This window comes from Marinobacter adhaerens HP15 (assembly GCF_000166295.1).
Taxonomy (GTDB): Bacteria; Pseudomonadota; Gammaproteobacteria; order Pseudomonadales; family Oleiphilaceae; genus Marinobacter; species Marinobacter adhaerens.
Window position 1 is genome coordinate 1980085 of record NC_017506.1, and the last position, 23939, is coordinate 2004023.

Below are 23939 nucleotides of genomic sequence, written 5' to 3' on the forward strand. Positions count from 1 at the left end.
CTACTCCCGCTCCATGAAAGAAACCCGAGGTTCGTAATCGGGCGCCCGGGCTTCCAGACTCATCTGCAAACGGAGTACGCCGGGGCGTTTTCTGAACTTATGGGTGGATTCCCGCCGCACGAAATCATCATCGGCGGAGCGAGCGGTAATCACCGTTTTCAACTCATGCTCGCCGTTTTCCAGGTTCCCGGTGAACAACTGCTGGATTCCGCCGCGTTCAAGCGATGTCCGCTCTCTATCGGAATACAGGTGGGAAGCCACGGGCTGGCCATTGACGAACAGCTCCACAGAATCAAGATTGAGGGCATCCCGGCTCTGAAGTGTCAGAAAAACTGCCAGTCGGGTATTGGCTGGATGCAGGACCTTCTGCTCAAGAGCGAAGACGCGCTCGGAATGGCTGGCGACCTCGGCACTCAGCCGCTCTAACTCCTCGTCAAGCCCGGCCGCAGCCGTCGCTGGAGCAGACAGCAATGCCAGAACCACTGATCCGATGGCGAATACCCTTTGGTCTGCTATCCGGCGTCTTCGTGTTTGTTGTGTGCCGAACATAAGCCTCCTGCCCTTGTAGCCTCTGTAACTCATGCAAACTTCTGTAACAGATCGGCGGAAAGCGTAACACTTGGTAACCGCCAAGAACGGTATCCAGATCACCAAATGAAAAACGCGAGTTCGGCAGTTAAAAACTGAGAAGAGTGTCGACTTATTTGACAGGGAGGGGAGATTTATCGGAGCAAAATAAAGGCTAAGCGGATAAGTTGAATTTTAAACGACTGTTTTAGCAGCTTTTAAGTCAAGTGGCCCTGTATTTGCTCACTGGAAATCGGCGGGAGTGCCTTCAGGCAACCCCGCTTGATATGCCGAGCTTTGCCGATGCCCTCAACCGCATCGGCTTTTTTTATTTACTCAGCTGTTTCATGGCCGACTCGAGGCCCTCGACGGTCAGCGGATACATGTGGTCGTTGACGAGCTGCTTGGTCATTCCCAACGAACCTCCGTTACCCCAGTAACTCTCCGGAAGCGGGTTGATCCAGACAACCTTGCGGAAGTGCTCATTGATGCGTTGAAACCAGGTAGCGCCCGCTTCCTCGTTCCAGTGCTCAATTGAACCACCGGGATGGGAAATCTCGTAAGGCGCCATGGTCGCATCGCCGACAAAGATCACTTTGTAGTCGGGCGTGTACTTGTGAAGAATGTCCCAGGTGCTGGTGGTTTCATTCATCCGCCGGATATTGTTTTTCCAGACACTTTCATAAACGAAATTGTGGAAATAGAAATATTCCATGTGCTTGAATTCGAGCCGTGCGGCCGAAAACAGCTCCTCACAGACACGAACGTGGGGGTCCATGGAGCCGCCCACATCGAAAAAGATCAGCACTTTCACAGCGTTATGCCGTTCGGGCACCATCTTCAGATCCAGATAACCGGCATTGCGGGCAGTGGAACGAATCGTGTCGTCCATATCCAGCTGGTCTGCCGCACCCTGGCGGGCGAACTTGCGCAACCGACGCAGCGCCACCTTGATGTTCCGTATGCCCAGAGTCACGCTGTCGTCCAGATCCTTGAACTCGCGTTTTTCCCAGACTTTAACGGCCCTGCCGTGGCGGCCATTCTTCTGGCCAATACGGAAGCCTTCGGGGTTATAGCCGTTCGCCCCGAATGGTGAAGTGCCGCCGGTTCCGATCCATTTGTTGCCACCGGCGTGGCGCTCTTCCTGCTCTTCCATTCGCTTCTTGAAGGTCTCGATAAGCTCCTCAAGGCCTCCCAGAGAATCAATTTTGGCCTTCTCTTCCTCAGACAAGTGCTTCTCGAACTCGGCCCTCAACCAGTCGTCCGGAATCAGGGCTTCCAGCAGGTCGTCGAGGTTCTCGATACCTTCAAAGTAAGCCTGAAAGGCGCGGTCAAACTTGTCGAAGTGGCGCTCGTCCTTAACCAGGCAGAGCCGAGCGAGGTAGTAGAACTCTTCCATATCCGCAAAGGCGAGCCTCTTCTGCAGGGCTTCCAGAAGATCCAGGAATTCCCTCAAACTGGCAGGCACCTTCGCGCGCCGAACTTCAAGAAAAAATCAATCAACATAAAACGTGACTCTTGCCAGTGTTCTTGCCGAGAATCAGCTGCGACGACGGGCCATAAACGCGAGCTTCTGCAACAGGTGAACGTCCTGCTCGTTCTTCACCAGAGCACCATAAAGAGGCGGCAGCGCCGAACTGGAATCCTTCTCCTGCAACATTTTCGCCGACAGCTCATCAGCCATCAGCAGTTTCAGCCAGTCAATCAGCTCCGAGGTGGACGGCTTCTTCTTGAGGCCCGGGACCTTGCGCACATCGAAAAAAACTTCCAGAGCATCGCGAACGATTTCCTGCTGCAAGTCCGGGAAATGCACGTCCACGATATTCTGCATGGTGTCGTGGTCCGGGAAGCTGATGTAGTGGAAGAAGCACCGGCGCAGGAAGGCATCCGGCAGTTCTTTTTCGTTGTTACTGGTGATCACCACGATCGGGCGTTTCTTTGCCTTAACCAACTTCTGAGTCTCATAGACAAAGAACTCCATACGGTCGAGTTCCAGCAAGAGGTCGTTAGGGAATTCGATATCCGCTTTGTCGATTTCATCAATCAGCAACACAACCTGCTCATCAGCCTCAAAGGCCTCCCAAAGCTTGCCCTTTACGATGTAGTTGCTGATGTCCTTGACCTTTTCATCACCCAACTGGGAGTCCCGCAGACGGGAAACCGCATCGTACTCGTACAGGCCCTGCTGGGCCTTGGTGGTGGACTTGATGTGCCAGGGAATCAGTCTCATCCCGAGGGCGGCGGCCATTTCCTCGGCCAGCAGGGTTTTCCCGGTGCCCGGCTCGCCCTTGATCAACAGCGGGCGCTGAAGCGCAATCGCTGCGTTGACGGCCATTTGCAGGTCATCGGTGGCTACGTACTTCTCGGTACCGGTAAACTTCATGGTCTGGTTCCTGTTGGTTACTTTTTCTGGTCTTTCTGATCCGGTTTTTTCTTCGAGTCGTCTTCGGGCAATCCGGACTCGTCCTGATCATAATCGGGTAAATCGTCGAATTCGGACAGATCGAAATCTTCAAGCCCGAACTCCTCCTCATCATCATCTTCCGGCCCATCAGCGTCGGACGGATCGGCAATATCCTCCAGCTCCGGGATATCCTCATCCAACTCGCCAGGCTCTTCCTCCACCGGGGTATCCGCTACCGGGATGTCCTCTTCCAGTTCGTCGGTCGGTTCAATCTCTGGTTCCGTAAGCGCTTCATCTTCCGACTTCAGAGCGGCCTCATGTTCATCAATGACGGCCTCCAGCTCAGACATATCGTCCTCAAATGCTTCCTCGGTTACCTCAGGGATTTCCTCGGCTTCGACATCCTCTTCCGGCTCTGAGACTGCCTCCGGCTCGGGTTCTGGTTCGGGTTCGGTCTCTTCCTGCAGATCCTCAAGTGTTTCGCGCTCTGATGCTGCTTTCTCTTGCGCCTGCTGATCCTGTTTACGCTTACGGATGGCAAACCAGACCAAACCGCCAATGAAGAGAAGACCACCGCCGGCTGCGCCGACCATCCACAAAGGCACGGCAAAGCAGGTTCCGCGTCTTCCGGCTCCTCAGGGGCCGGTTCAGGCTCCTGGACCGCTGGCGTCTCTGGCTCCTCCACCTCGCTTACGTCGATGGGCGATGTAATCGCCGGTTCCGGCCCGGATTGCTCCGGCTCAGACACCGGCGGCTCCGGTTCAGACTGCTCAGGAGCGAGCGCCGGTTCTGTCACCTGCGGCTCCGGCGATTCAGCCGGTTCAACCCCTTCAGGCATCGTAAACCCGACGGTGGCGCTGAACTTGCGGCTGAAGGTCTGGCCATCGGCCACCACGTCAAAGGTGTAGAGGCCCGCGGCTGGCAAACGACTTACCGTATCCCGGTAGGTGCCGTCTTCCGGCGGCTGCTCTCCCGACAATACCTTGGTTCCACTTCTGCCATCCTCGGAGGTGATACTGAGGCTGACCTCAATCACACCCAGAAAATCGGGATTAGTGATTTTCTCACCTTCTTCGAAAAAGCCGACCCGGAGCTTGAGGGGCTCCTGCAATGTAAATGAAGGAGGTAGAGGATTGACCACCATCCTCAGATCGCTAACGACGGTAACCCGGCTGCCCTCTCCGAGTTCGCCATTAATGCGCCACTGCCCTGCCAACGGCTCATTGACCGTAATAAGATCGTAACCGGCTTCCCTGGCCCACCGGACGTTGTCGGGAAACTCCGAAAGATTAACGACCTGATCGTCCGGGCGCACGAGGGCAAGCTCCCGGGTGGCAGAGGTTTCAGACTCGCCCCAGAAAATCAGGGCGGTAAACTCACGAACGCCCTCGTCCACAGTAAAGCCATTGCCCTCAATGGGAATCTGCTCCTGTGGGACCGCGGTATTCAATGCCTGAAGAAATGCCAGGTTCAGCGCATCTGCTGTATCCGCCACCTGGAAACGACCGCCGGAGTCTGTCGCCAACGCTTTCAGAAAGTCGGTATCGGCGGCCTCAGAGAGAGCCACGGGGTGAAAGGTAGCGCCCCTTTCGATGAGATCAGCGACAATCGTATCCAGAATGCGAGTTTCCTCTGCGGTATTCTTTGCAGGATCGTCGGAGATATCGACCTTGCCGTCGGTCAGCAGTATGAAGTGGGTCCGGCTCAGATCGCCGTCTGTGAAATAATCATCGCTGGCTGTCTCAATAGCCGCGCCAAGGTTTGTTCTGAGTGCGACCGAGTTAATCTGAGCTGAGCGCTGAATGGCCATTTCCCGCCATGCGTTGTTCACCTCACGGTGCGGCACCAGCATGTTGACATACTGCCCGAAGGTCCAGACACCCGCGGAGGCCCCCTCTGGCAAAAGCCGGGCCAGCAGACGCACGGCGGGCTGTCGCAGGTTGTCCGGATCGGTGTCTTTCATGGAGCCCGAGATGTCGACTATGATCCGGACGTCCGACTGCTCCGGCAGTTGAACATCGTCGCTCTCCTGGGCATTCAGCCCGGCTGGCAGACTGAGCACGAAGCAAAGTGCAACCAGCCCAAACCATCTCGATGTCATCTCTCTCAAGGCATCCATCCTTATCTTTTTTTCTTTTTCGCGCTATTTACGAACAAGACGATAGCGAACCAGATCCAACACCCAGACCAGCAGCATGACCAAGCCGGCGAGCCCCAGGTTGAACATGGCCCGACCTGAAGCGTCGGCGTCGCCAAGAATCATTTCGTAGCCGCCGAACAGCCAGGCGGGAATCCACCAACCGGCCAGATCGGGTGATTCAACCGGCGTGAGCAGCAAAGCCACCAGGGCGGCGAGAATCAGGGTCCGCACTCCATAAAAAGGTAGAAAACGGATCAGGCTCTTCATCATGTAAAAGAACACGACAAAGGCTATAGCGTAGGCGGCCCAGAAAATCCCATAGGCCATTTGTGCATCGGTATCAATCATTACAGGATCCAGTGAATGATATGTTCTTCCCAGTCTTCTTCCGGCACGCGGTCTTCTGAAATCACCTTGTGACGGATCGAAACGCCTGCTTCGTGTACCGAATCCGGATCCCCGCTTCGCAAGGGATGCCAATCGGCCAGCGGCCGGTCTTCAGCCAGGGTGCGGTAAGCGCAGGTGTACGGCAACCAATGGTAGTCGTTGACGGTACCGGGTGTCAGTACCGTGCAACCCGGCACCTTCTTGAGCCGCTCTTCGTAAACGGTGCACTGGCAGGTCTCTTCGTTCATATAACGACACACCAGATCGGTGTGGTAGACCTCGCCGGTGTCTTCGTCTTCCAGTTTGTTCAGGCAACACTTCCCGCAACCGTCGCAAAGAGACTCCCATTCTTCAGGCGTCATTTCATGCAGGCGCTTACGTTGCCAGAACGGCACCTGGGCAATCATGGATTGCGCTGATCCAGTCTGCGCTTGAAGTCCACCACGTACCCTTCCTGCTCTTCCGGCATTTGCAGAAAAAAGTCTTTCTCGCCAATGGCTTCCAGAACCTGCTTTCCGGTAGTTCTCGCAAGCTTGCGGTCGGGCGTCAGGACCAGATCCATGGAATGAACCGGCTGACCGAAAATACCCCGGAGGCTCTCGGGAAGCTCCTCCCACTTCTGTCCGCGCCGAACAAAAAGGTAGGTATCCTTCTTTTTGCTGCTCCGGAAAACAGAGACAAATTCCCGCTCTTTCATGACTTCAGTAATTCCTCGATATCAGCGCGAACCGGAGCAAGAATCTGCGCCCGCCAGCCCTGGAAAAAATCGTGTTGCGCGAGGTCCGGTTGCTGTACAACTTTTTCCAAACGCTTTCTCGGCGCTAACAATTCCATTGGAATATCAGCATCTTCTGCCGCATTCCTGAAAAGACGCTTTAACTGTTTAAAGAATCCCTGCTGATCCCGGGACAACGGTGGCGCAATCCTCTCAAGGGACGAATTATCCGCGGTCGATCCCCGGCTAACAAGTTCAATCAGGGTATCGCCGTACCGACGGACTGCGCCGGATGGTACTCCCTGAATGTTGGAAAGTTCCTTCACGGACGCCGGCAGCCTTTCCGCGATGGCAATCAACAGTGCATCTGCCAGCACACGGTTCCTTGGCCGGTCCCGCCGCTGGCACTCCCGCTCACGCCAGCGCACCAGTTCCTTGAGAACACCCTGTTGCTGAGCCGAGAGGGTCCATCCGGCCCGCAGTTTCAGGTAATGGTTGTCGGGATCCTCCTGCCCTGCCAGTTCATTGGCAAAGCGCGCCGATTCCTCAACCAGAGCCGCTTCCAGACCGCGATCGCGAAGTAATGCACTGACCCAATGGTACATCGGCTCCAGAAAACGGATATCGTCAATCGCGTAGCGTTGCTGAGCATCGCTCAGCGGTCTCGCCAGCCAGTCAGAGCGGGTGGCGGACTTGTCCAGAGTCTCACCGAACAGGGTTTCCACCAGCCTCGCGTAACCCAGGGAGAACCCTGCTCCGGCCATTGCGGCCCCGATTTGAAGATCAATGACACCGGCAGGTTGAAGATTCAGCCACTGGCGAAAAAGTTCCAGATCTTCGCTCATGGCGTAAAGAAGCTTTGGAGTGTCCGGGTCCGCCAGGACTTCCCGAAATCGTCCGGACTGCTCGGCAACGGAAGGGTCCACCAGGCAAAACTCGCCGTCGAGGCCCAACTGAACCAACCCCGGTATCGGGTAAAAGGTGTTTACCCGCTCAAATTCGGTGTCCAGCGCCAGGGGCTTGCCCGGTGCCCGATCCAGCCATTTGTCCAGTGCTTGTGGTTCCCGGATCCAGTCAATCCTGGTCGGAGCCGGGGGAACGTCAACTGCCACAGCGGCCTGGGCGGAAATATCCATAAACGTGCCTGGTAGGTTTATTCGGTCAGATTCAATCGGACAGCGGTTTGCGACCGCGGAATGCGTGAGTCAGGGTAAAGCCATCGACGTAACCGAGCTCTCCACCCACCGGTATGCCATGGGCCAGACGGGTTATCAGGATGCCCTGGCCATCAAGGCGATCGGCGATGTAGTGAGCCGTAGCCTCACCTTCCACCGTCGGGTTGGTCGCCAGAATCAGCTCAGTCACGCCTTCGTCGCGGATCCGCTTCAGCAGACGTTCAATGCCGATTTCCTCCGGTCCAACGCCATCAATCGGTGAAAGATGACCCATCAGGACGAAATAGCCGCCGCGATAGTCACCCGCCTGCTCAATGGCCAGAAGATCTGAAGGGCTTTCCACTACGCACAGGGTGCCCGTGCGCCGCTGGGGATTTTCACAGATCCCGCAGATCTCGGTGTCAGCAAAGTTCTGGCAGCTTTCACACCGCCGGACACCGCTCATGGCCTGGCTCAGCGCCTCAGAAAGTCGGGTGCCGCCGGAACGACCACGCTCCAGCAGATGGAAAGCCATGCGCTGGGCCGTTTTCTGGCCGACTCCGGGAAGACAACGAAGGGATTCTACAAGCTCATCAACCAGCGGGCTGAATGCCATGAAAGGTCCTCGAACGGCTGCAGGATGGAATTCAGAACGGCATCTTGAAACCGGGCGGCAGGCCCATGCCGGACATCATACCGGACATTTTCTCTTTCTGGTTTTCCTCGACGCGCCGCACGGCATCGTTCACCGCAGCGGCCAGAAGGTCTTCCAGAATATCTTTTTCCTCAGTCATCAGGGACGAGTCTATGTCCACTTTACGAACGTCGTGACGGCCGTTCATGGTGACTTTGACAAGGCCGGCTCCGGCTTCGCCAGTCACTTCGGCCTTGGCGATTTCTTCCTGAGCCTTCTGCATCTCTTCCTGCATTTTCTGGGCTTTTTTCATCATGTCGCCCATATTATTCATCATAGCTTATCTCCTGCTTGTCTCTGCCGGCCGGATACTGTCTTCCACTACCCGCGCCTCGAATCGTTCAACAATAGACTTTACGACCGGATCCCTGTGAATGGACGCCTCTGCGGCTTCCTGGCGCGCCTTTCTCTGGCGTTCCTCATAAGCCGCAGGGGTGTCTGGCCCGGGATTGCCCTGCTCTGTACGTAACTGAATGGAGTCGCCAAAGCGGTTTCTCAAGGCAGCCAGAATCTTTTCCTCGTGCCTGCTGTTCAACAGCCGGGCGTGCCCCTCATCAATGGTCAGCGTAATCACATCGCCATCGCGGGACATGGCGCCGTGACTGGCAAGATTACCGGGCATGCCCACAATGCCAAGACTCCGGAAATCACGGTGCCAGACGAATTCGCCCTCAGGCTCAGGCGCCTGCTCAACTGCAGGTTCCATCGCTGGATCGGACTCCACAAACGCGGGTTCCGGAGCCGGGGCCGCCTGCTCAACTGGCTCCGCGCTAACTGCAGGTGCTGGCTCTTCGGTAACAGGAGCTTCGTCGTTTAAAGGATAGCTTTCTTCATACTCTCCAGCCGCCTCGGCCTGGGCATCCAGACTGGCTAGCCAGGATGCATCCTCATCCGCAACGGGTGGAGCGGCCGGCATCTCGGGTTCAGGCTCAGGCGTGGATTCGGGTTCCGGCTCCGGCTGTCCAGGGAGTTCGCTGGCCTCTTGAGCCGGCTCTGCGGCCATTTCCGTTACCGGTTCAGAACCTTGCGGCTGCGGTTCCGGCTGTTTTTGCTCTACCTGTGGGGTCGGCGCCGGGTCGGGCTCATCCCGTGGCTCGGAAGCGGCAGACTGACCACCGGAGCTTATGGCCGGCGGCTCTCGCCGGTCAGCCCCGGGGCGGAAGGCAAGCATCCGGAGCAGGGTCATTTCGAAACCCATCCGGGCATCCGGCGTAATGGTAAGGTCTTTCCTCCCAATCAGCGCAGACTGGTAAAAAAGCTGGGCATCCTCGGCACTGAGCTTGCGAGCCAGCGCCTGGACCTGCTCGGCATCGCCGAGGGCGTTATCGGCACTGCCCGGAACCACCTGTTCCATGGTCACCCGGTGAAAGAGCGATAGCAGATCGGCGAGGATCACACTGTAATCCGGTGCAAAGTCCGAAATCCGGCTGATTTCCGCCAGCAAGGCCGGGCCGTCGCCTTCAACGAGTGCATTCACAATGCGTTCAATATCCCGCTGATCAATGGTCCCCAGCATATTACTGACATCACTGGCGGACAGCTTCTGGTTGCCAAAGGCGATAGCCTGATCGGTGAGGCTCAAGGCATCGCGCATACTGCCGTCCGCAGCCCGGGCCAGGAGCCACAGGGCCGGTTCCTCAAATGGAATTTCCTCGGCACCCAGTACATGACGCAGATGGCCTGCGATGTGCTCCGGCGTCATGCGTTTGAGATTAAACTGCAGGCACCGTGAGAGCACTGTGACCGGCAGTTTCTGGGGATCGGTCGTTGCCAGCAGGAACTTGACGTGTTCCGGCGGTTCTTCAAGGGTCTTCAGGAAAGCGTTGAACGATTGGTTCGTCAGCATGTGCACCTCGTCAATGAGGTACACTTTGTAGCGGCCACGCGTGGGCGCATACTGGACGTTATCCGTCAGCTCACGCATATCATCAACGCCGGTCCGGGACGCGGCGTCGATTTCAATCAGATCCACAAACCGGCCTTCCTGAATCTCCTGGCAGCTCGAGCATTCACCACAGGGGTTCGGGGTTACGCCGGTTTCGCAGTTGAGGCAGCGTGCAAGCAGACGCCCAATGGTGGTCTTGCCTACCCCACGGGTCCCCGTGAACAGATAAGCATGATGAAGACGCTGGCTTTCCAGGGCGTGAATTAACGCCTGGAGCACGTGTTCCTGGCCCACCATATCCTCAAAAGTGCGTGGGCGCCATTTACGGGCAAGTACCTGGTAGCTCATGTTCCGCCAACTGCAGTGAAAAACGGCTTTAACCTTAGCACGGACAAAGATCCAGAAGAAGCAGACTTGATTCCGGAAGCGCGCTCACAAGTTCATGGCTATCAAGGATAATCAGAAGAAAAACAGGAGAGGAGAGGAAACTGGGGGTGACTCCATCAGCGACACCCCGGCACACAATTCCACCGCTGCGGCTGCTCCCTTCCGGGCCTGACCGGGTTCACGGTTTCATGTTGCGGAGGCACCAATGGAGCCACCATAACGGCGTTCCGGGACAATTCCCCGAAAGCGGCGCGCATATTAGCAAAAGGGTTTGCACACTACAATGACAAATCAGCACGCCCGTCAGCATCATCCTTGTAAAGGCAGCGGCACTTCATCCTGTCGGAACCAGCAGGCCAGACTGTAGCGAGTGCGGTTTGCCGGTAACACCTCGTGAGGAATTTCCTCGCTCATGAACAAGGCCATTCGTCCTGCCTCGGGCAACACGGTTCCGCACACTTCCTGATCGTTGTCCCGGTTGAAAACCTGAAGCGCGCCACCGTCGGCTGCCTGCCAATCTTCATTCAGATAAAGCACCAGACTCACCACCCGGGATGCCCTGCCCTTAAAGCTGTCCAGATGCTGTTTATAGAAATCACCTGAATGGTACGTAGCATAATGAGTCTCGAATCGCTTCAGCCCGAGAAACAGCCTTTGATTCAGACCCTGGCGAATGGACTCGAAAAACTCGAACAGCGCGGCCTGAGGAGCTGTAATGCCTTGCAGCCAGGCAATCTTGTCGCGCCGCACCGACCGGTCTCGCACCAGATCACTCCCGCGCCCGATGCCAGCTTTTTTCATGGCATCGGTACGATCCAGAATCTGCACTTCCTGTTTCAGCGCCGCCAATAGGTTGGCGCCCAGCCGCGACCTCACATCCAGCGACATCCAGCCGTGCTCGCTCAGCCCTGAAGCCAGTTCATCCAGCCAGTCCTCAGACACCGGCTCCTGTTGCTCCGGCGTGAGATCCATCGACTGGACATCACTGCCCGCCACCGCATCCTGGGCGCTGTGCAAAGGTGAGATAAGGGGATCATGGATCGGAATGATTACCGGCGTTTCCATCGGCAGGCCTCGTACTGAATTTGAGCGTATTTTAGGCGCAATTGTCGCCGCAGCGGCAGTTTTAATTTACTCTCTGTGTAGGCAAATACACTTAACCGGTTTCACTCAGTAGCTAACCATGTCAGAAAGCAGTAACAGGCCACCGCTCTCACTTTCGCCGGGCCAGTGGTCCTTCACGCGCTGGAAAACAATCGGGCAACTGGAAGCTCTCGAGGTCCACCATCCTTTATTCCAGGCCACCGTGTTTATTCAGGGCGCTCACCTGGCAAGCTTCAAACCTCAGGATGAATCTGACTGGCTCTGGATGAGCCCAGCGGCCCGGTACGAACCCGGTCGAGCCATCCGCGGCGGCATCCCCGTGTGCTGGCCCTGGTTTGGCGATCCGGCCCGCAACGCGCCGGAAGTGCGGAAACGCATCCAGACCGACCAAGCCCACGGGTTTGCCCGTACCGCGCTCTGGAAACTGGAAGATGTCCGGGAGAACGCCCACGAAGTGGAAATCAGCCTGTCCCTGGATGCCAATGAAGATTTCAGTGATGTCTGGATCGGGCATGCGCTCGCCCTGCTCACCTTCAGCTTCTCCATCCGCGGATGCCAACTGGCTTTGACGACCACGAACCTGGGGAACGATCCGCTGGCCTTTACCCAGGCGCTCCATACTTATTTGCCGACCAGCGACATAACCCGGACTCGTGTGCTGGGTCTCGGAAACAGCCAGTACATCGACACCCTGGATAACTGGGAATACCGCAACCAGGAAGGCCCTGTGTATTTCGACGGCGAAACGGACCGCATCTATGAGAGCGGCGAAACCCTGACGATCGTGACACCCCGAACTGGCCGCAAGCTCTCGGCCGTAGGAAGTGACTCAACTGTGGTCTGGAACCCCGGTCCGGCCAAGGCGGCCAAGCTATCGGATTTTCCCGATACGGCCTGGCAGTCCATGCTGTGCGTCGAAACCGCCAATGCAGCCAGCGATTATCGGGTGCTTAATAACGGGCAAAGCCACACATTAGGCGTATTCATTGGAAGGAAATCATGAGCCTGGCATCGTTTCTGAAATCCCGACTCGTTCCCGCGGAACTGGATCAACATATCAACCGCATCCGCAAACCCATCGGGAGCCTGGGCTACGACCCATGGGGCTATAACAACGAAGCCATGAAGTACGGGCTTTCGCTCACCAAACAGATTTACGAAAAGTACTTCCGGGTACAGGCGCACGGGGTGGAAAACATTCCCGCCGAGGGGCCGGTCCTCATTATTGCCAATCACAGTGGCCAGCTCCCTATCGACGGCTTGCTGATTGGCTATGCCCTTGCCTCCCGGGAAAAAGATGCCCGCATTCCAAGGGCCATGATTGAACGCTTTTTTCCAACCGTGCCCTGGCTGGGCAATTTGCTGAATGAAGTTGGCGCTGTACTTGGAGACCCGGTCAACTGCGCCAAGATGCTCGCGAATAACGAAGCCGTGATTGTTTTCCCCGAGGGCATTCGAGGTTCGGGCAAGCTTTACCACGACCGCTACCAGCTCAAACGGTTTGGCAACGGCTTCATGCACCTGGCCATGAAGTACAAGGCGCCGATCGTGCCCGTTGGCGTGGTGGGTTGCGAGGAAACCATCCCGGCCATCGCCAACATAAAGCCCCTGGCAAAAGCCCTGGGCATTCCCTATGCCCCGGTCGCCATGCCCGTGGTGCTGCCGGCAAAAGTTCACCTGAACTTCGGAGCCCCGATGTACTTCGACGACCTTGAAATTCCCGAAGAACAGGTCACAGAACGCGTAGAGAAGGTCAAGGCGGAAATCAGCCGGCTGATCGACAAGGGACTGAGCGAAAGGAAAAGGCTTTTCTGATGAGCGAACAACGCAGACCGCACATTCTGATCACCGGTGCCGCCGGCGCCCTCGCCCAGAAAGTTATCGAACAGCTTCGGGATACCTGCGACCTGGTCGCCGTGGATTTCCGCGAACAGGTCTACCTGGGCGACGACATCCCCAGCTACTGCATCGATTTCAACAAGAGGGTGTTCGAGGATCTGTTCCGGCGCTATGAGTTTGATGGCGTGATCCACATGGGCCGGATTATGTCCAGCCAGCTCACCCGCATGCGGCGCTACAACGCCAACGTGCTCGGCACCCAGAAGCTTCTGGACCTGAGCCACAAGTACGGCATCAAACGAGTGGTCGTGCTTTCAACGTTCCATGTCTACGGAGCGGTGGCCTACAACCCAGCACTTATCGACGAAGCGGCACCGCTCAAGAGCGCAGGGCTCAGCGCCGACCTGATTGACTCCGTGGAACTGGAGAACCTGGCCAACATCTATCTGTGGCGCTACCCGGAACTGAACATCACCATTCTGCGACCCTGCAATATCGTCGGGCCGGGCGTGCGCAACACCATAAGCACCCTGCTGGGCAGCGAACGGGCTCCGGTGCTGGCGGGCTTTTCGCCCATGATGCAGTTTATCCATATCGATGACATGGCCGACGCCATTGTGCTGGCGTATAAAAAACCGACACGTGGCGTGTTCAACGTCGCGCCGCAGGACTGGGTGGCTTACCAGCACGCACTAAAGCTATGTGGCTGCAAGCGAATCCAGGTGCCTTCCATTCCACCGATGGTTCCGAAGATGATACTCGGCACCTTGAAACTGAAGAGCTTTCCGTCCTATCTGATGGCGTTCTTCAAGTACCCGGTGGTGATTGATGGGCGGGCGTTTGTTAATGAGTTCGGATTTGAGCCGAAGCGGCCGCTAAAGGAGATTTTCCGGTTTTATCGGGAGAACAAGAGGCCGGTTTAGGTCCACAGCGGCTACATAAGTTACGCTGGGAACTAAACAGAGCTATTCTTTGGAAAGGACTTCTTCACGAGGCACTCTGGCATGTTCAGCAACATGGACGTACTCAGCTACTCGCTGGCGGCGATTACGTTCGGACTTCTGGCGATTTTGGTGGCGGCACGATACCTTCGTCGCGGAGTCGACCGCGCTCTTGCGCTTGCCTCAACCGTTACGGCCGTTTGGGCGTGTTCGCTCGTAAGTCAGAGCATTTGGGGCTATCCGGGCTTTAACCTGAGATATTTGATTGAATTGCTTCGGGATGCCGCCTGGATTTACCTGCTCTTTGCGTTGCTGAAAGACGGACTGAGGGAGAATAAGCTCACCGGCAAAGTAAAGCAGATTCTGGGCGCAAGCGCGGGCGTGCTACTTTTGGTTCTGCTCGGAATCGGGCTCATCGAAAATTTCACTGATATGGCCATGGCTAGCGGGAAAATCAAACTTCTCGGCCAAATCGGACTTTCCCTGCTAGGCCTGTCTCTCATCGAGCAAATCTGGCGCAATTCCCCCAGTTTCGGAAGATCAAGTATAAAATACATGTGCATTGGCGCGGGGACTATCTTCGCCTTCGATTTCTTTATGTATTCCGATGCCCTCCTCTTTGGGCATGTTGCGGAATCGTTCTGGAACGCTCGCGGTTTTGTAAATGCTCTACTGACACCGCTATTCGCGGTCAATGTTATCAACACCCGCAGGCAGCCCGTTGATTTTCACTTGTCCCGCTCGGCAGTTTTTCATGGTGGAACACTGATATTTGCCGGTGGCTATCTGCTGTTTCTTGCCCTCGGTGGCTATTATGTTCGAACCCTGGGTGGGCAATGGGGCGACGCGCTTCAGGTTCTATTTTTCACGATTTCGCTTGTTTTCCTGACTACGCTCCTTCTCTCGAGGCGCATCCGTTCCAAACTGATGGTATTGATCAGCCAAAACTTTTTTGACTACAAATACGACTACCGCGAAGAATGGCTGAAAATGACGCGGGAGCTTGCCGACCTCAGTGACGACCCTCCTCTACCCCAGCGCGTCATAAGGATTCTCGCGGGACTAGTTGAGAGTAACGCGGGTGCGATTTGGCTCATTGGCGAGCAGGATGCTTACGTTCTCAAAGCTTCGGTCAATCTTTCGACACCCAAATACACCATGATCGAGGGCAACTCCGAGCTGGTTCGCTTTTTTCGGGACCGTGAGTGGATTGTCGACTTACATGAATACAAGGCAGATCCGGTCAGCTACAACCTTTTGGAAATTCCTGACGCAATAGCAAAAACTCCTGACTGCTGGCTGATCATTCCTCTTTATTTGGGCAATGAGCTCTATGGGATGGCTCTTGTCGGCAACCCATACGCCCGCGTAGAGCTCAATTGGGAAAACTTTGACCTCATTAAGGTCGTGGCTCGGCAGACCTGCAACCTGCTCGCCCAAGCCGATGCTCAATACAGATTATCCCGTGCGATGCAGTTTGAAGCCGTAAGCAAGGCGTCCTCTTTTATGGTTCATGACCTGAAAACCGTGATTGCCCAGTTGTCACTGCTGGTGAAAAATGCGCCAAAGCATCGCAATAACCCTGCATTCATTGACGATATGATCAATACAACTGAACACGCTGTGAGGAAAATGTCGAATCTGGTAGATCACATTCGCAAACCTCATACAGAAGAAAAGGTCAATCTTGAACCGATCAACCTGACACATTTGGTTCAGCACTTGGTGACGCATTATCAGCATCGGACGCCAGCGCCGCATGTTGTCGGCTCTCCACCAGAAGCGATCATTAAAGCTGATACTGAGCATCTCCGCAGCGTACTGGGCCATCTGATTCAGAACGCACAGGACGCGACACCGCAGACAGGGGAAATCACTCTTACAATCAAGACATCCAAAGGCTCCGTAGTTCTGTTCATTCAAGACACAGGCTCAGGAATGACAGAAGAATTCATCAGTGACCAATTATTCAAACCTTTTGAAAGCACCAAAGGTCTGACGGGCATGGGTATTGGCGCTTATCAGGCTAGGGAATACATACGGAAAATTGGGGGAAGTATCGATGTTACAAGCGAGCCCGGGGTTGGGTCATGTTTCTCTGTGCGAATCCCCCTTGCATTCGAAAAGGCGGTACAACTGACTGAACAAACATATCGACCAGATCATGACGCGGACCACTCAAAGGAGAGCGTCAATTAGTCGGCGTCCACTTCAATAAATTCCATCGAGCATTGCAAAGTGTCAACGTTCGGTTAAGAATCTTTACAAGGGAAACTCCAAAAAAGGATTTGATGCTGTTGTGACTAGACGACTCTTGATCGTAGAAGACGACCCGGGGCTCCAGAGCCAAATGCGCTGGTGCTTCAGCGATGATCTGGAAGTAAGCCTAGCGTCGGATCGTGAATCCGCATTGGCACTCCTGCGACGAGAAGAGCCCAATGTAGTGACCTTGGATCTAGGCCTCCCCCCTGACCCAGGAGGAGCCTCTGAGGGATTCAGTCTTCTGGAAGAAATTCTCAGGCTCGCGCCACTAACAAAAATCATCGTTGTTACCGGTCGCGAAGACAAGGAGAATGCTGTCAAGGCCATTGGAATGGGCGCATCAGACTTTTACCAAAAGCCTCTGGATGCAGACATCCTGACCTTTGTCGTAGACCGAGCTTTTCGGCTTTATGAACTTGAGCGCGAGAATCGCGAACTGGCGAACCAGCAGAACGCCACCAATATCAAAGGTATTGTCGCAGCCAGCCCGCAAATGCTTCAGGTTTGCCGGACGCTAGAGAAAATCGCGCCGACTGACGTTACTACACTCATAAACGGTGAAACCGGAACCGGCAAGGAGCTGCTCGCTCGGGCACTGCATGATCTCAGCCCTCGAGCCTCAAAGCCCTTCGCGGCCATTAATTGCGCAGCAATACCTGAAGCCCTCTTGGAAAGCGAGCTATTCGGCTACGAAAAAGGCGCTTTTACCGGCGCAACACAGAACAAAAAGGGCAAAATAGAGTCTGCCAACGGTGGCACGCTTTTTCTTGACGAGATAGGGGACATGCCTTTCGCGCTGCAGGCAAAATTGCTCAGATTTCTTCAGGAACGGATGATTGATCGCGTTGGTGCGATCGAACCAATTTCAGTTGATGTACGGGTTATATGTGCGACCCACCGGAATCTGAACCAGCTTATTGAAGGCGGCGAATTCCGGGAGGATCTGTACTACCGCATTAGCGAAATCACGCTTGACGTCCCTGCTCTGAGGGATCGTGATGGCGATGCCCTGGTTCTCGCCCAATCACTCCTGAAAAGTATCGGGAAAGAGCTCGACCGCCCCAACCTGTCCTTCGCCGAGGACGCCATAAGCGCCGTCAATAACTATCCTTGGCCCGGGAATGTGCGGGAGATGATCAACAAGGTCAAGCGCGCGATCATAATGGCCGAAGGTAAAAGAGTCACTGCCGAAGACCTGTCCCTTCAAGCTACATCAACGCAAGATGAGAAATGCCTGAACCTTCGCCAGATTCGAGAAACCGCAGAGCGGCGTGCGCTTAACCAAGCACTTCAGGTCAGCGGATTCAATATGGCGAGGGCGGCCCGATTACTTGGCATAACACGCCCCACCATTTATAGCCTTACCGATAAGTACAACATCGAAACCTCCGAAGCTTCACCAGAGAGCTAAAGAGCCAGGCAGGACTACTATGAACAACGTAACTACATTGCCCATGTTCAAGCGACACCGCCACCATGGGCGCGTGATTACCTTTTGCAAGGGTCTGTATATCGGCACCAGCCTTGTGGCAGCGCTGGTTTTAGCCGGATGCGGCGGGGGTTCAACAGAGCCCGAAGGGCTCACTCACATTAATCGAAGTGAGACCTACGCAGAGCAAGGGCAGTACAGATCCGCCATGCTGGAAATAAAAAACGCCATCCAGCAGGAACCGGAAAATCTAGACTACATTCTACGCCTTTCTGATCTCTATCTTCGTGTGGGTGCCTATCCAGAAGTCGAGACACTCCTGGGTCCGCGACTGGATCAACAGCCCGGCGAGATCGCGCTTCCCTTAGCAGAGTCCTACATTGGGCAAGGCAAACACTTATCTGCGCGTGAAACATTGGCACTGGCCGACCTTGAAACCCCAGAGGAAAAAGGTCGAGGCGCCGTTGTTCAAGGCGGCGCGCTGAGACTCGCCGGCGACTATCAGGCAGCCATTGAGCAATTCGAAAAGGCACTTGCTGAGGGGTGGCAAGTGGAAAAGGCGACTGCCGGGATCCTGAAAACCTACCTGCATCTGAACAATCCTCAGAAAGCAGTATCCGAGGCTGACTCCTATCTCGCAGAATACCCTGAAAGCTCCGAGGTCTTGATGTTAAAGGGGCGCGCACTTTACACGCTGAACCGCCTTGAGCCGGCTGTGGAGGCGCTAACGGCAGCTGTGGGCGCTCTCCCCAACTCTGACTTTTTTCTGCCAGTGCGAAGACAAACACTGACATTGCTTTCCCGAGTGCTCACGGAACAGGGCCGTGTTACCGAAGCACAGGTTTATAACCGGGTTCTTGCAGAAAATACCGATTCCGATCTTGAGAATCAGGCAAAGTCAGCGATTTCTGCGATTAAAGAAGGTCGCTTCGACGAGGCCTCTGAGACCCTCCAGGACCTGCTCCAGTTAAACCCGGATAACGAACGCATCGCTCTTACCCTTGGCGCGCTAAATCTGCAACAAGGCAGGCTTCAAGAGGGCCTGGATCTGCTTTCTCAGAATATTGATCCGGAAACGTCTCCCACCCGCTTCATTCGGCTTACAACAATGGCTCGAATCGACAAGGGTGAGCGCCGGGAAGCCTATGCAACGCTGGCTCGAGCAATTGAGGCCCGCCCCGACGACACGGAGCTGCTGGCTATGCATGGCATGGTGGCGCTGAGTCTCGAAGACACGAAGTCCGAGGGCGTTGCCAGTCTGAGCCGGGCCCTAAGCCTCAATCCCGAGAACGTTCGTCTTCGACTGGCCCTAGCCAACTATTACGAAGGCCAAGGGATGCCCGAGCAAGCTCTGGGACAACTTCGGATTGCCTTTGCAAACAAACCGGACGACTGGCCCACCACAGCGGCCTACGTGCGTTTACTTATCCGAGAGGGCCAAACCGGGGAGCTTAGAGAGTTGCAACAGTCTCTGGAGAACGGCTACCCCGAGAACCGCTCTGCGCAGCTTCTTGCAGCGATTTCATTAGCAGGAACTGGTGATACCGAAGAGGCAATCAAGAAGTTGGAAGGCCTCCGTGACACCAACCCTGAGAGCATTGAAGTAAACATCACGCTAGCCCAGCTATACCAGGAGGCGGGTCAACCAGCCAAAGCCGTCAACAGCTTTGTCGCAGCTGCCAAACAAACCGAGCCAAAACTACCGTTGTTGTTCAGGGCTGCCCGGCTTCATGCCGCCAACCATCAGAACGAGTCCGCCGTTGAAGACTGGACCAAGTCTGTCAGTCAGGCTGAACCCGAATTGGCAGATGCTCTGGCCGCAACAGAGATTCTTTGGCTGATATCCGAAGATGAACTGGAGACAGCCCGTTCCCGGCTAGCAGAAGTCGGCAAGGGAATAGAGTCAGCGTCTCTCAAGACCGCTGAAGCCAACCTGCTTGCTGCCGAAGCACAGAAACTAACACTCTCAGAACAATGGGATGATGCGGTCAACAAGGCTCAGCAGGCTTTTGCACTGAACCCTGAAAATCAGGGGTTTGCTCTGTTACCAGCACGAATCCGCACCCAACAGGGTAATATCGAGGCAGCTGAGTCTGCGGTATTGGAAGTCGAGCAGGTTTTCGGAGCAACGGCCCCGGTGACCACTGCACGCGCCGCCATCCTACAGGCTGATAATCGCGCTGAAGAAGCTTTTCAGACCCTCTATAAATTTTGGAGTGAGAGCGGTGATCCTGCCGTCCTTCCCGCGCTCGTTCAGCTGTCCAACCAGGTCGCGCAAGAGAAGACCGACGAACTTACAGCAAAATGGGTTGATCTCGTCCCTGATAGCGTTCCGGCCAACCTTTCCCGCGGGAATCAATTGATGACCGAAGGCAACATCATGGCGGCCGCAAATCACTATCAAAAGGTTTTACAGCGGGATCCGCTCCACACAACGGCTTTGAACAATCTTGCCTGGGCATTAAGGGATACAGACACCCCTCGTGCACTTGAATTCGCAGCTCGCGCTGCCGAGATTGAGCCTGAGAACCCGGCGATTCTCGATACCTATGGCTGGATTCTTCATCTCGATGGCCAACACCGTGCAGCAATGGATCAACTACAACGAGCGCTCGCAATGGCCCCGGATAACGAAGAATTCAAAAAGCACCTCGACGAGATTCGCAGGGCATTATAGCCTTAACTGTCTATGTCGTATCGATAAGAAACCAGACTCGAAAGCGTGTCTGGTTTTTTTACATCTCATGCATAGCCGCTTTACACAACCAATCTGACGGCTTCTTCACTCAACTGTTTTATATATGTTTTTCCGTTCTGGCACGGATGTTGTTTAACAGACGACGTGGGGACATTTCCCCGCCGCCAAACCTCTCGCGAGAGGGGGACGGAAAGCCACGGATCTCTCTGAGATAGCCGGGTTGCACGGAACGCACTACACCTTGACGGAGTATCAGTACAATGAAATTGGCCAGAACGACTTTAGCTGTAGCGTGTCTGAGCGCCATGTCTGCTCAAGCAGCATTCATTAACAACGGTTCTGAGGCGAATCTCAGTGAGATTATCAACGACAATCTCATTGTCTCGGGAAGCAGCGTTAATGTGCTCGGCGATACCAAAAACAATGATGTAAGCACCGAACCATTTTTTACCTCTTCCCCGGACGGAAGCAACAGCACAGCAACCTTTCTGATTGAAATCACGTCTATGCTGTCCAAACAGTCTTTCGGCATCTACAACGGCGACGACTACGTCGAGTTGTTTAACGGTGCGGACGAAGGCAGCTTTACAACCAGTGGCGGCTTTAACGGGCCCGTAACTGACAACGCCAACCGCGCCCAAGTCAGTTTCGACATCTCGGGTGGTAGCTACAGCGTTTACGTCAACAATCAGAAAAAGGGTACCTTTGCCAGCGAGGAATTCGGTTTCTACCTGGGTCGCGGTGGCGCCCCGGTAATCTATTCCGATGCCGAACGTAATGGTGGCGTTGAGCGATTTGTTGCAATTCAGGGCAAGGGGCAGCGGATCAATCTAGGCAGCGAAATAACCTACGGCTGCAGTGAAGATACTCCTGAGAAATGCGTACTTTGGGAAAGTGATGACTACATCCTTGGTTTCGAGGACGGATCAGACATGGACTACAACGACATGCTGGTCTACGTGGAGGACATCGTCCCGGTTCCAGAACCCGGAACGCTTGCGCTTCTTGGGATCGGCCTTTTCGGCCTCGGTGTCGTTCGGCGCCGCAAAGCCTAAGGCCCGCTAGCGTTATCCAGAAACCCCACCGTGCACGCGGTGGGGTTTTTGCTGGCCAGACCTAATGACGAGAAAAGAATAAGGCGATACTCTTTGCAGTAAATCAATAACAGGATTCTCAGGTTACGGATGACTTTGGTTCCCCGGCTTTCTCGTGCTTGGCCTTTTCTCTTGGCCACCCTCGCATCCGTTGTGATTTTCTATCCCTCATGGGCCAGGCTCGCTGAAATCTGGCTTAAGTGGGAACAGACCATGTCACACGGCCTACCCACAGCTATTGCCTATCTGGCCCTCCTTATTGTCCACCCACCTCTGGATAGCAGCTCACGCTGGTCTGAAAAAGGGCTCTGTAGTCGTCTTGTTGGGGGAATACTGCTCATTCTTGTCACTTCCGCGTGGGCAGCACTTGAACTGGTTCGTATCGATACGCTGGCCTATCTCACCTTGCCAGTCAGCCTTTTTGCAATCGCGTGGACCCTACTAGGGCTCGGGGGCGCGCTGAAGCTCATCCCATACCTGCTCCTGCTCAGCCTATCGCTGCCTATATGGGCTGACCTCATTCCGATACTGGTGAACGTGGCCACCGTCGTCGTCGGGGGCGCAGTCAGCGCCATGGGAATAACCGCACTGATTGAAGGCAGCAACATTACGCTCGCCTACGGCAGACTCGTTATTGCAGATGGCTGTTCAGGCATCGGCTTCCTCGCGATTGCAATGGTGCTTGGAGCATTCACGGCAATCCTGAACGACTATCGGTGGCGAGGCTGGGCAATGATAATGTCCTGCTCAATTGTCTTGGCGCTGGTTATTAACTGGGTCCGTATCATTGCATTGGTGCTAATAGCTGACTGGACAAATATGGAAAGTTCCCTGGTTCGTGAACACGAGATGTTCGGCTGGATCGTGTTCGCAGCCTTTATTCTGCCAGCGCTTGCTCTGGCTCCGGTCAGGCGCCGAAAAACTTTACAGTTCGGTAATGATCACGTGATCAGCTACTCCGCTTCTGGTTTTATTTTGTTCGCGCTGGTAGCCGGGTCAGGAGCGGTTTTCATGGTTCAGTCGAGGGAGATAGAGGAATCTCCACTCTCGATCACAGGCGCTGACTTACGCGAGATAAGTGCGCCCGCTCTTCCCTTATCTCTCCAGGTGCCTGATCAACTTGAACAAAGATTCTTCATGGAGGAAGGCACGGAGGTTTACGTATCCCTGGCACAGATCCAACGTCATTCTCCGGAGGAAAAGATCGTCCCTTACTTACCCCCACTCGTGGATCGCGATATGTGGTTCAGGGAAGCGACACCAGCTCCAGGCAAGGAAATATGGAGGCGCATCAGCACACCTCAGAGGGTAGTTGTCTCACATATTTACGCTATTGGCGCCTACCGCACAGATACCTACGTCAAAGCCAAGTTATTACAACTGCCAGCAATCTACAGTGGAAGAACGCGGTTTGCACTGATTTCCCTGCAGGCCGCGTGCAAAACCTCAACCTGTGAAGAGGCTTTGGACCGCATCGCTGCCTTTGAGGCCAAGACTGATATCTGAATCCAATTCTGGCCTGTCGACCCGTTTTACACCTGACCGGCTACTGTCTCACTAAGGAATCTCTTACTTACTGTTTTATATAGCTTTACTCATGTTGGCCTCACCATTGCTTTGTTATCTACTGCAACACGACACTAAACACAGGAAGGTGATGCTATGAACAAATTTATTGGAGGAGTCGCTGCGGGCGTATTCATGACTTTTGCGACCGCGCAGGCAGGCATGATCACTGACACGGTTAACCAGGCAGTGAAATTGAATATGTGGGACAGCCACTCCTACACCCACAATATTAACGATGATGGATTCGTATTGGGCAGCGCAGTAAGTGGCACCCTGGAAATCGACGTCGCAGACGATCGTGACGGCTGGTTCTCCCTGTTCGAAACCATCCTGTTTCAAATCGAAGATTTCGATTTTGACACCGGGACCATCCAGTTTGGCACAGCTGATTTCGGCAGCAACCTCGAAGCGGAAGCTCTGGGTGCACTGAATGCTGATGGCTACCTCGACGTTACGGTTAAGTCTCTTAGCGGTGACTTCTACGTAGGCAAGTCAGTTCTCTCTGTAGTAACCGAAGCTGTTCCCGAGCCTGGCACACTTGCCCTGTTGGGTCTTGGTCTCGCCGGTCTGGGCGCTGCCCGCCGCCGTAAGGCCTGATTACTCCCAGTTTTCAGGCAGAAAAAAGCCAGCTTGCGCTGGCTTTTTTTGTGCCTATAGTAAACGCCAAACC

21 protein-coding genes, 1 other RNA gene, 1 pseudogene and 1 riboswitch are annotated in these 23939 nt (G+C 55.0%); of the genes and pseudogenes, 9 read left to right on the forward strand and 14 right to left on the reverse strand.

Going from position 1 to position 23939, the window contains the following annotated elements:
• From HP15_RS09325 to HP15_RS09380, 14 genes are all read right to left on the reverse strand, one after another.
• On the reverse strand, positions 1–549 hold the full coding sequence (locus tag HP15_RS09325) for a hypothetical protein (protein WP_227499739.1): 549 nt from the start codon (positions 547–549) through the stop codon (positions 1–3).
• A gap of 346 nt (positions 550–895) precedes the next feature.
• The gene (locus HP15_RS09330) at positions 896–2035 is read right to left on the reverse strand and encodes a vWA domain-containing protein (protein WP_014577231.1); all 1140 of its coding nucleotides are present in this window, start codon (positions 2033–2035) and stop codon (positions 896–898) included.
• Between the two features lie 72 nt (positions 2036–2107).
• The gene (locus HP15_RS09335; protein WP_014577232.1) at positions 2108–2950 is read right to left on the reverse strand and encodes an AAA family ATPase; all 843 of its coding nucleotides are present in this window, start codon (positions 2948–2950) and stop codon (positions 2108–2110) included.
• A 17-nt stretch (positions 2951–2967) separates the two neighbouring features.
• Positions 2968–3321, reverse strand: a complete 354-nt coding sequence (locus HP15_RS22650) for a hypothetical protein (RefSeq protein WP_014577233.1) — start codon at positions 3319–3321, stop codon at positions 2968–2970.
• Between the two features lie 23 nt (positions 3322–3344).
• A complete protein-coding gene (locus tag HP15_RS09340; protein WP_227499740.1) occupies positions 3345–5072 on the reverse strand; it encodes a VWA domain-containing protein in 1728 nt (575 codons plus the stop codon).
• Positions 5073–5114: 42 nt separating this feature from the next.
• Entirely contained in the window at positions 5115–5459 is a 345-nt protein-coding gene (locus HP15_RS09345; protein ID WP_014577235.1) for a hypothetical protein, read from the reverse strand.
• A complete protein-coding gene (locus HP15_RS09350; protein WP_014577236.1) occupies positions 5459–5905 on the reverse strand; it encodes a YcgN family cysteine cluster protein in 447 nt (148 codons plus the stop codon). The genes HP15_RS09345 and HP15_RS09350 overlap by 1 nt, the downstream gene beginning before the upstream one ends.
• Entirely contained in the window at positions 5902–6195 is a 294-nt protein-coding gene (locus HP15_RS09355) for a YcgL domain-containing protein (protein WP_014577237.1), read from the reverse strand. Before HP15_RS09355 ends, HP15_RS09350 begins: the two co-directional genes overlap by 4 nt.
• On the reverse strand, positions 6192–7349 hold the full coding sequence (locus HP15_RS09360; protein WP_014577238.1) for a ribonuclease D: 1158 nt from the start codon (positions 7347–7349) through the stop codon (positions 6192–6194). The genes HP15_RS09355 and HP15_RS09360 overlap by 4 nt, the downstream gene beginning before the upstream one ends.
• Before the next feature lie 31 nt (positions 7350–7380).
• On the reverse strand, positions 7381–7983 hold the full coding sequence (gene recR / locus HP15_RS09365; protein ID WP_008171846.1) for a recombination mediator RecR: 603 nt from the start codon (positions 7981–7983) through the stop codon (positions 7381–7383).
• Between the two features lie 31 nt (positions 7984–8014).
• Entirely contained in the window at positions 8015–8338 is a 324-nt protein-coding gene (locus HP15_RS09370) for a YbaB/EbfC family nucleoid-associated protein (RefSeq protein WP_008171847.1), read from the reverse strand.
• A gap of 3 nt (positions 8339–8341) precedes the next feature.
• Positions 8342–10294, reverse strand: a complete 1953-nt coding sequence (dnaX, locus tag HP15_RS09375; RefSeq protein ID WP_014577239.1) for a DNA polymerase III subunit gamma/tau — start codon at positions 10292–10294, stop codon at positions 8342–8344.
• A gap of 150 nt (positions 10295–10444) precedes the next feature.
• Positions 10445–10541, reverse strand: an RNA gene (gene ffs, locus HP15_RS21930) — signal recognition particle sRNA small type.
• Between the two features lie 101 nt (positions 10542–10642).
• Entirely contained in the window at positions 10643–11398 is a 756-nt protein-coding gene (locus HP15_RS09380; protein WP_014577240.1) for a 2OG-Fe(II) oxygenase, read from the reverse strand.
• Positions 11399–11516: 118 nt separating this feature from the next.
• Between HP15_RS09380 and HP15_RS09385 the strand changes: the two genes are divergently transcribed.
• From HP15_RS09385 to HP15_RS23055, 9 genes and pseudogenes are all read left to right on the forward strand, one after another.
• On the forward strand, positions 11517–12440 hold the full coding sequence (locus tag HP15_RS09385) for a D-hexose-6-phosphate mutarotase (RefSeq protein WP_041645245.1): 924 nt from the start codon (positions 11517–11519) through the stop codon (positions 12438–12440).
• Positions 12437–13252, forward strand: coding sequence for a lysophospholipid acyltransferase family protein (locus HP15_RS09390; protein ID WP_014577242.1), 816 nt, complete (start codon positions 12437–12439; stop codon positions 13250–13252). Before HP15_RS09385 ends, HP15_RS09390 begins: the two co-directional genes overlap by 4 nt.
• Positions 13252–14199, forward strand: coding sequence for an SDR family oxidoreductase (locus tag HP15_RS09395; protein WP_014577243.1), 948 nt, complete (start codon positions 13252–13254; stop codon positions 14197–14199). Before HP15_RS09390 ends, HP15_RS09395 begins: the two co-directional genes overlap by 1 nt.
• An 81-nt stretch (positions 14200–14280) precedes the next feature.
• Positions 14281–16416: an XrtA/PEP-CTERM system histidine kinase PrsK gene (prsK, locus tag HP15_RS09400; RefSeq protein WP_014577244.1), complete on the forward strand. Its 2136-nt coding sequence runs from the start codon at positions 14281–14283 to the stop codon at positions 16414–16416.
• Between the two features lie 115 nt (positions 16417–16531).
• Positions 16532–17890, forward strand: a complete 1359-nt coding sequence (gene prsR / locus HP15_RS09405; RefSeq protein WP_257903074.1) for a PEP-CTERM-box response regulator transcription factor — start codon at positions 16532–16534, stop codon at positions 17888–17890.
• A gap of 19 nt (positions 17891–17909) precedes the next feature.
• A complete protein-coding gene (locus tag HP15_RS09410) occupies positions 17910–20585 on the forward strand; it encodes a tetratricopeptide repeat protein (protein ID WP_014577246.1) in 2676 nt (891 codons plus the stop codon).
• A 174-nt stretch (positions 20586–20759) separates the two neighbouring features.
• Positions 20760–20834: riboswitch (cyclic di-GMP riboswitch) on the forward strand.
• Positions 20835–20866: 32 nt separating this feature from the next.
• Complete coding sequence (locus HP15_RS09415) at positions 20867–21661, forward strand: PEP-CTERM sorting domain-containing protein (protein WP_041645247.1); 795 nt, start codon at positions 20867–20869, stop codon at positions 21659–21661.
• A 129-nt stretch (positions 21662–21790) separates the two neighbouring features.
• Positions 21791–23206 (forward strand): archaeosortase/exosortase family protein, encoded by a 1416-nt coding sequence (locus tag HP15_RS09420; protein ID WP_014577248.1) that lies wholly within the window; start codon positions 21791–21793, stop codon positions 23204–23206.
• A gap of 576 nt (positions 23207–23782) precedes the next feature.
• A pseudogene (locus tag HP15_RS23055) lies at positions 23783–23866 on the forward strand (PEP-CTERM sorting domain-containing protein); the annotation flags it as partial.
• Positions 23867–23939: the final 73 nt, after the last annotated feature.

Bases quoted from the DNA above. Each gene is read 5' to 3' on its own strand.
- HP15_RS09335 (WP_014577232.1), bottom strand. From the start codon at position 2,950: ATGAAGTTTACCGGTACCGAGAAGTACGTAGCCACCGATGACCTGCAA.
- HP15_RS09355 (WP_014577237.1), bottom strand. From the start codon at position 6,195: ATGAAAGAGCGGGAATTTGTCTCTGTTTTCCGGAGCAGCAAAAAGAAG.
- HP15_RS09340 (WP_227499740.1), bottom strand. From the start codon at position 5,072: ATGACATCGAGATGGTTTGGGCTGGTTGCACTTTGCTTCGTGCTCAGT.
- HP15_RS09420 (WP_014577248.1), top strand. From the start codon at position 21,791: ATGACTTTGGTTCCCCGGCTTTCTCGTGCTTGGCCTTTTCTCTTGGCC.
- HP15_RS09350 (WP_014577236.1), bottom strand. From the start codon at position 5,905: ATGATTGCCCAGGTGCCGTTCTGGCAACGTAAGCGCCTGCATGAAATG.
- HP15_RS09395 (WP_014577243.1), top strand. From the start codon at position 13,252: ATGAGCGAACAACGCAGACCGCACATTCTGATCACCGGTGCCGCCGGC.
- HP15_RS09325 (WP_227499739.1), bottom strand. From the start codon at position 549: ATGTTCGGCACACAACAAACACGAAGACGCCGGATAGCAGACCAAAGG.
- HP15_RS09360 (WP_014577238.1), bottom strand. From the start codon at position 7,349: ATGGATATTTCCGCCCAGGCCGCTGTGGCAGTTGACGTTCCCCCGGCT.
- HP15_RS09370 (WP_008171847.1), bottom strand. From the start codon at position 8,338: ATGATGAATAATATGGGCGACATGATGAAAAAAGCCCAGAAAATGCAG.
- recR (WP_008171846.1), bottom strand. From the start codon at position 7,983: ATGGCATTCAGCCCGCTGGTTGATGAGCTTGTAGAATCCCTTCGTTGT.
- HP15_RS09410 (WP_014577246.1), top strand. From the start codon at position 17,910: ATGAACAACGTAACTACATTGCCCATGTTCAAGCGACACCGCCACCAT.
- dnaX (WP_014577239.1), bottom strand. From the start codon at position 10,294: ATGAGCTACCAGGTACTTGCCCGTAAATGGCGCCCACGCACTTTTGAG.
- HP15_RS09390 (WP_014577242.1), top strand. From the start codon at position 12,437: ATGAGCCTGGCATCGTTTCTGAAATCCCGACTCGTTCCCGCGGAACTG.
- HP15_RS09380 (WP_014577240.1), bottom strand. From the start codon at position 11,398: ATGGAAACGCCGGTAATCATTCCGATCCATGATCCCCTTATCTCACCT.
- HP15_RS09415 (WP_041645247.1), top strand. From the start codon at position 20,867: ATGAAATTGGCCAGAACGACTTTAGCTGTAGCGTGTCTGAGCGCCATG.
- HP15_RS09385 (WP_041645245.1), top strand. From the start codon at position 11,517: ATGTCAGAAAGCAGTAACAGGCCACCGCTCTCACTTTCGCCGGGCCAG.
- HP15_RS22650 (WP_014577233.1), bottom strand. From the start codon at position 3,321: ATGTCTGAGCTGGAGGCCGTCATTGATGAACATGAGGCCGCTCTGAAG.
- prsK (WP_014577244.1), top strand. From the start codon at position 14,281: ATGTTCAGCAACATGGACGTACTCAGCTACTCGCTGGCGGCGATTACG.
- HP15_RS09345 (WP_014577235.1), bottom strand. From the start codon at position 5,459: ATGATTGATACCGATGCACAAATGGCCTATGGGATTTTCTGGGCCGCC.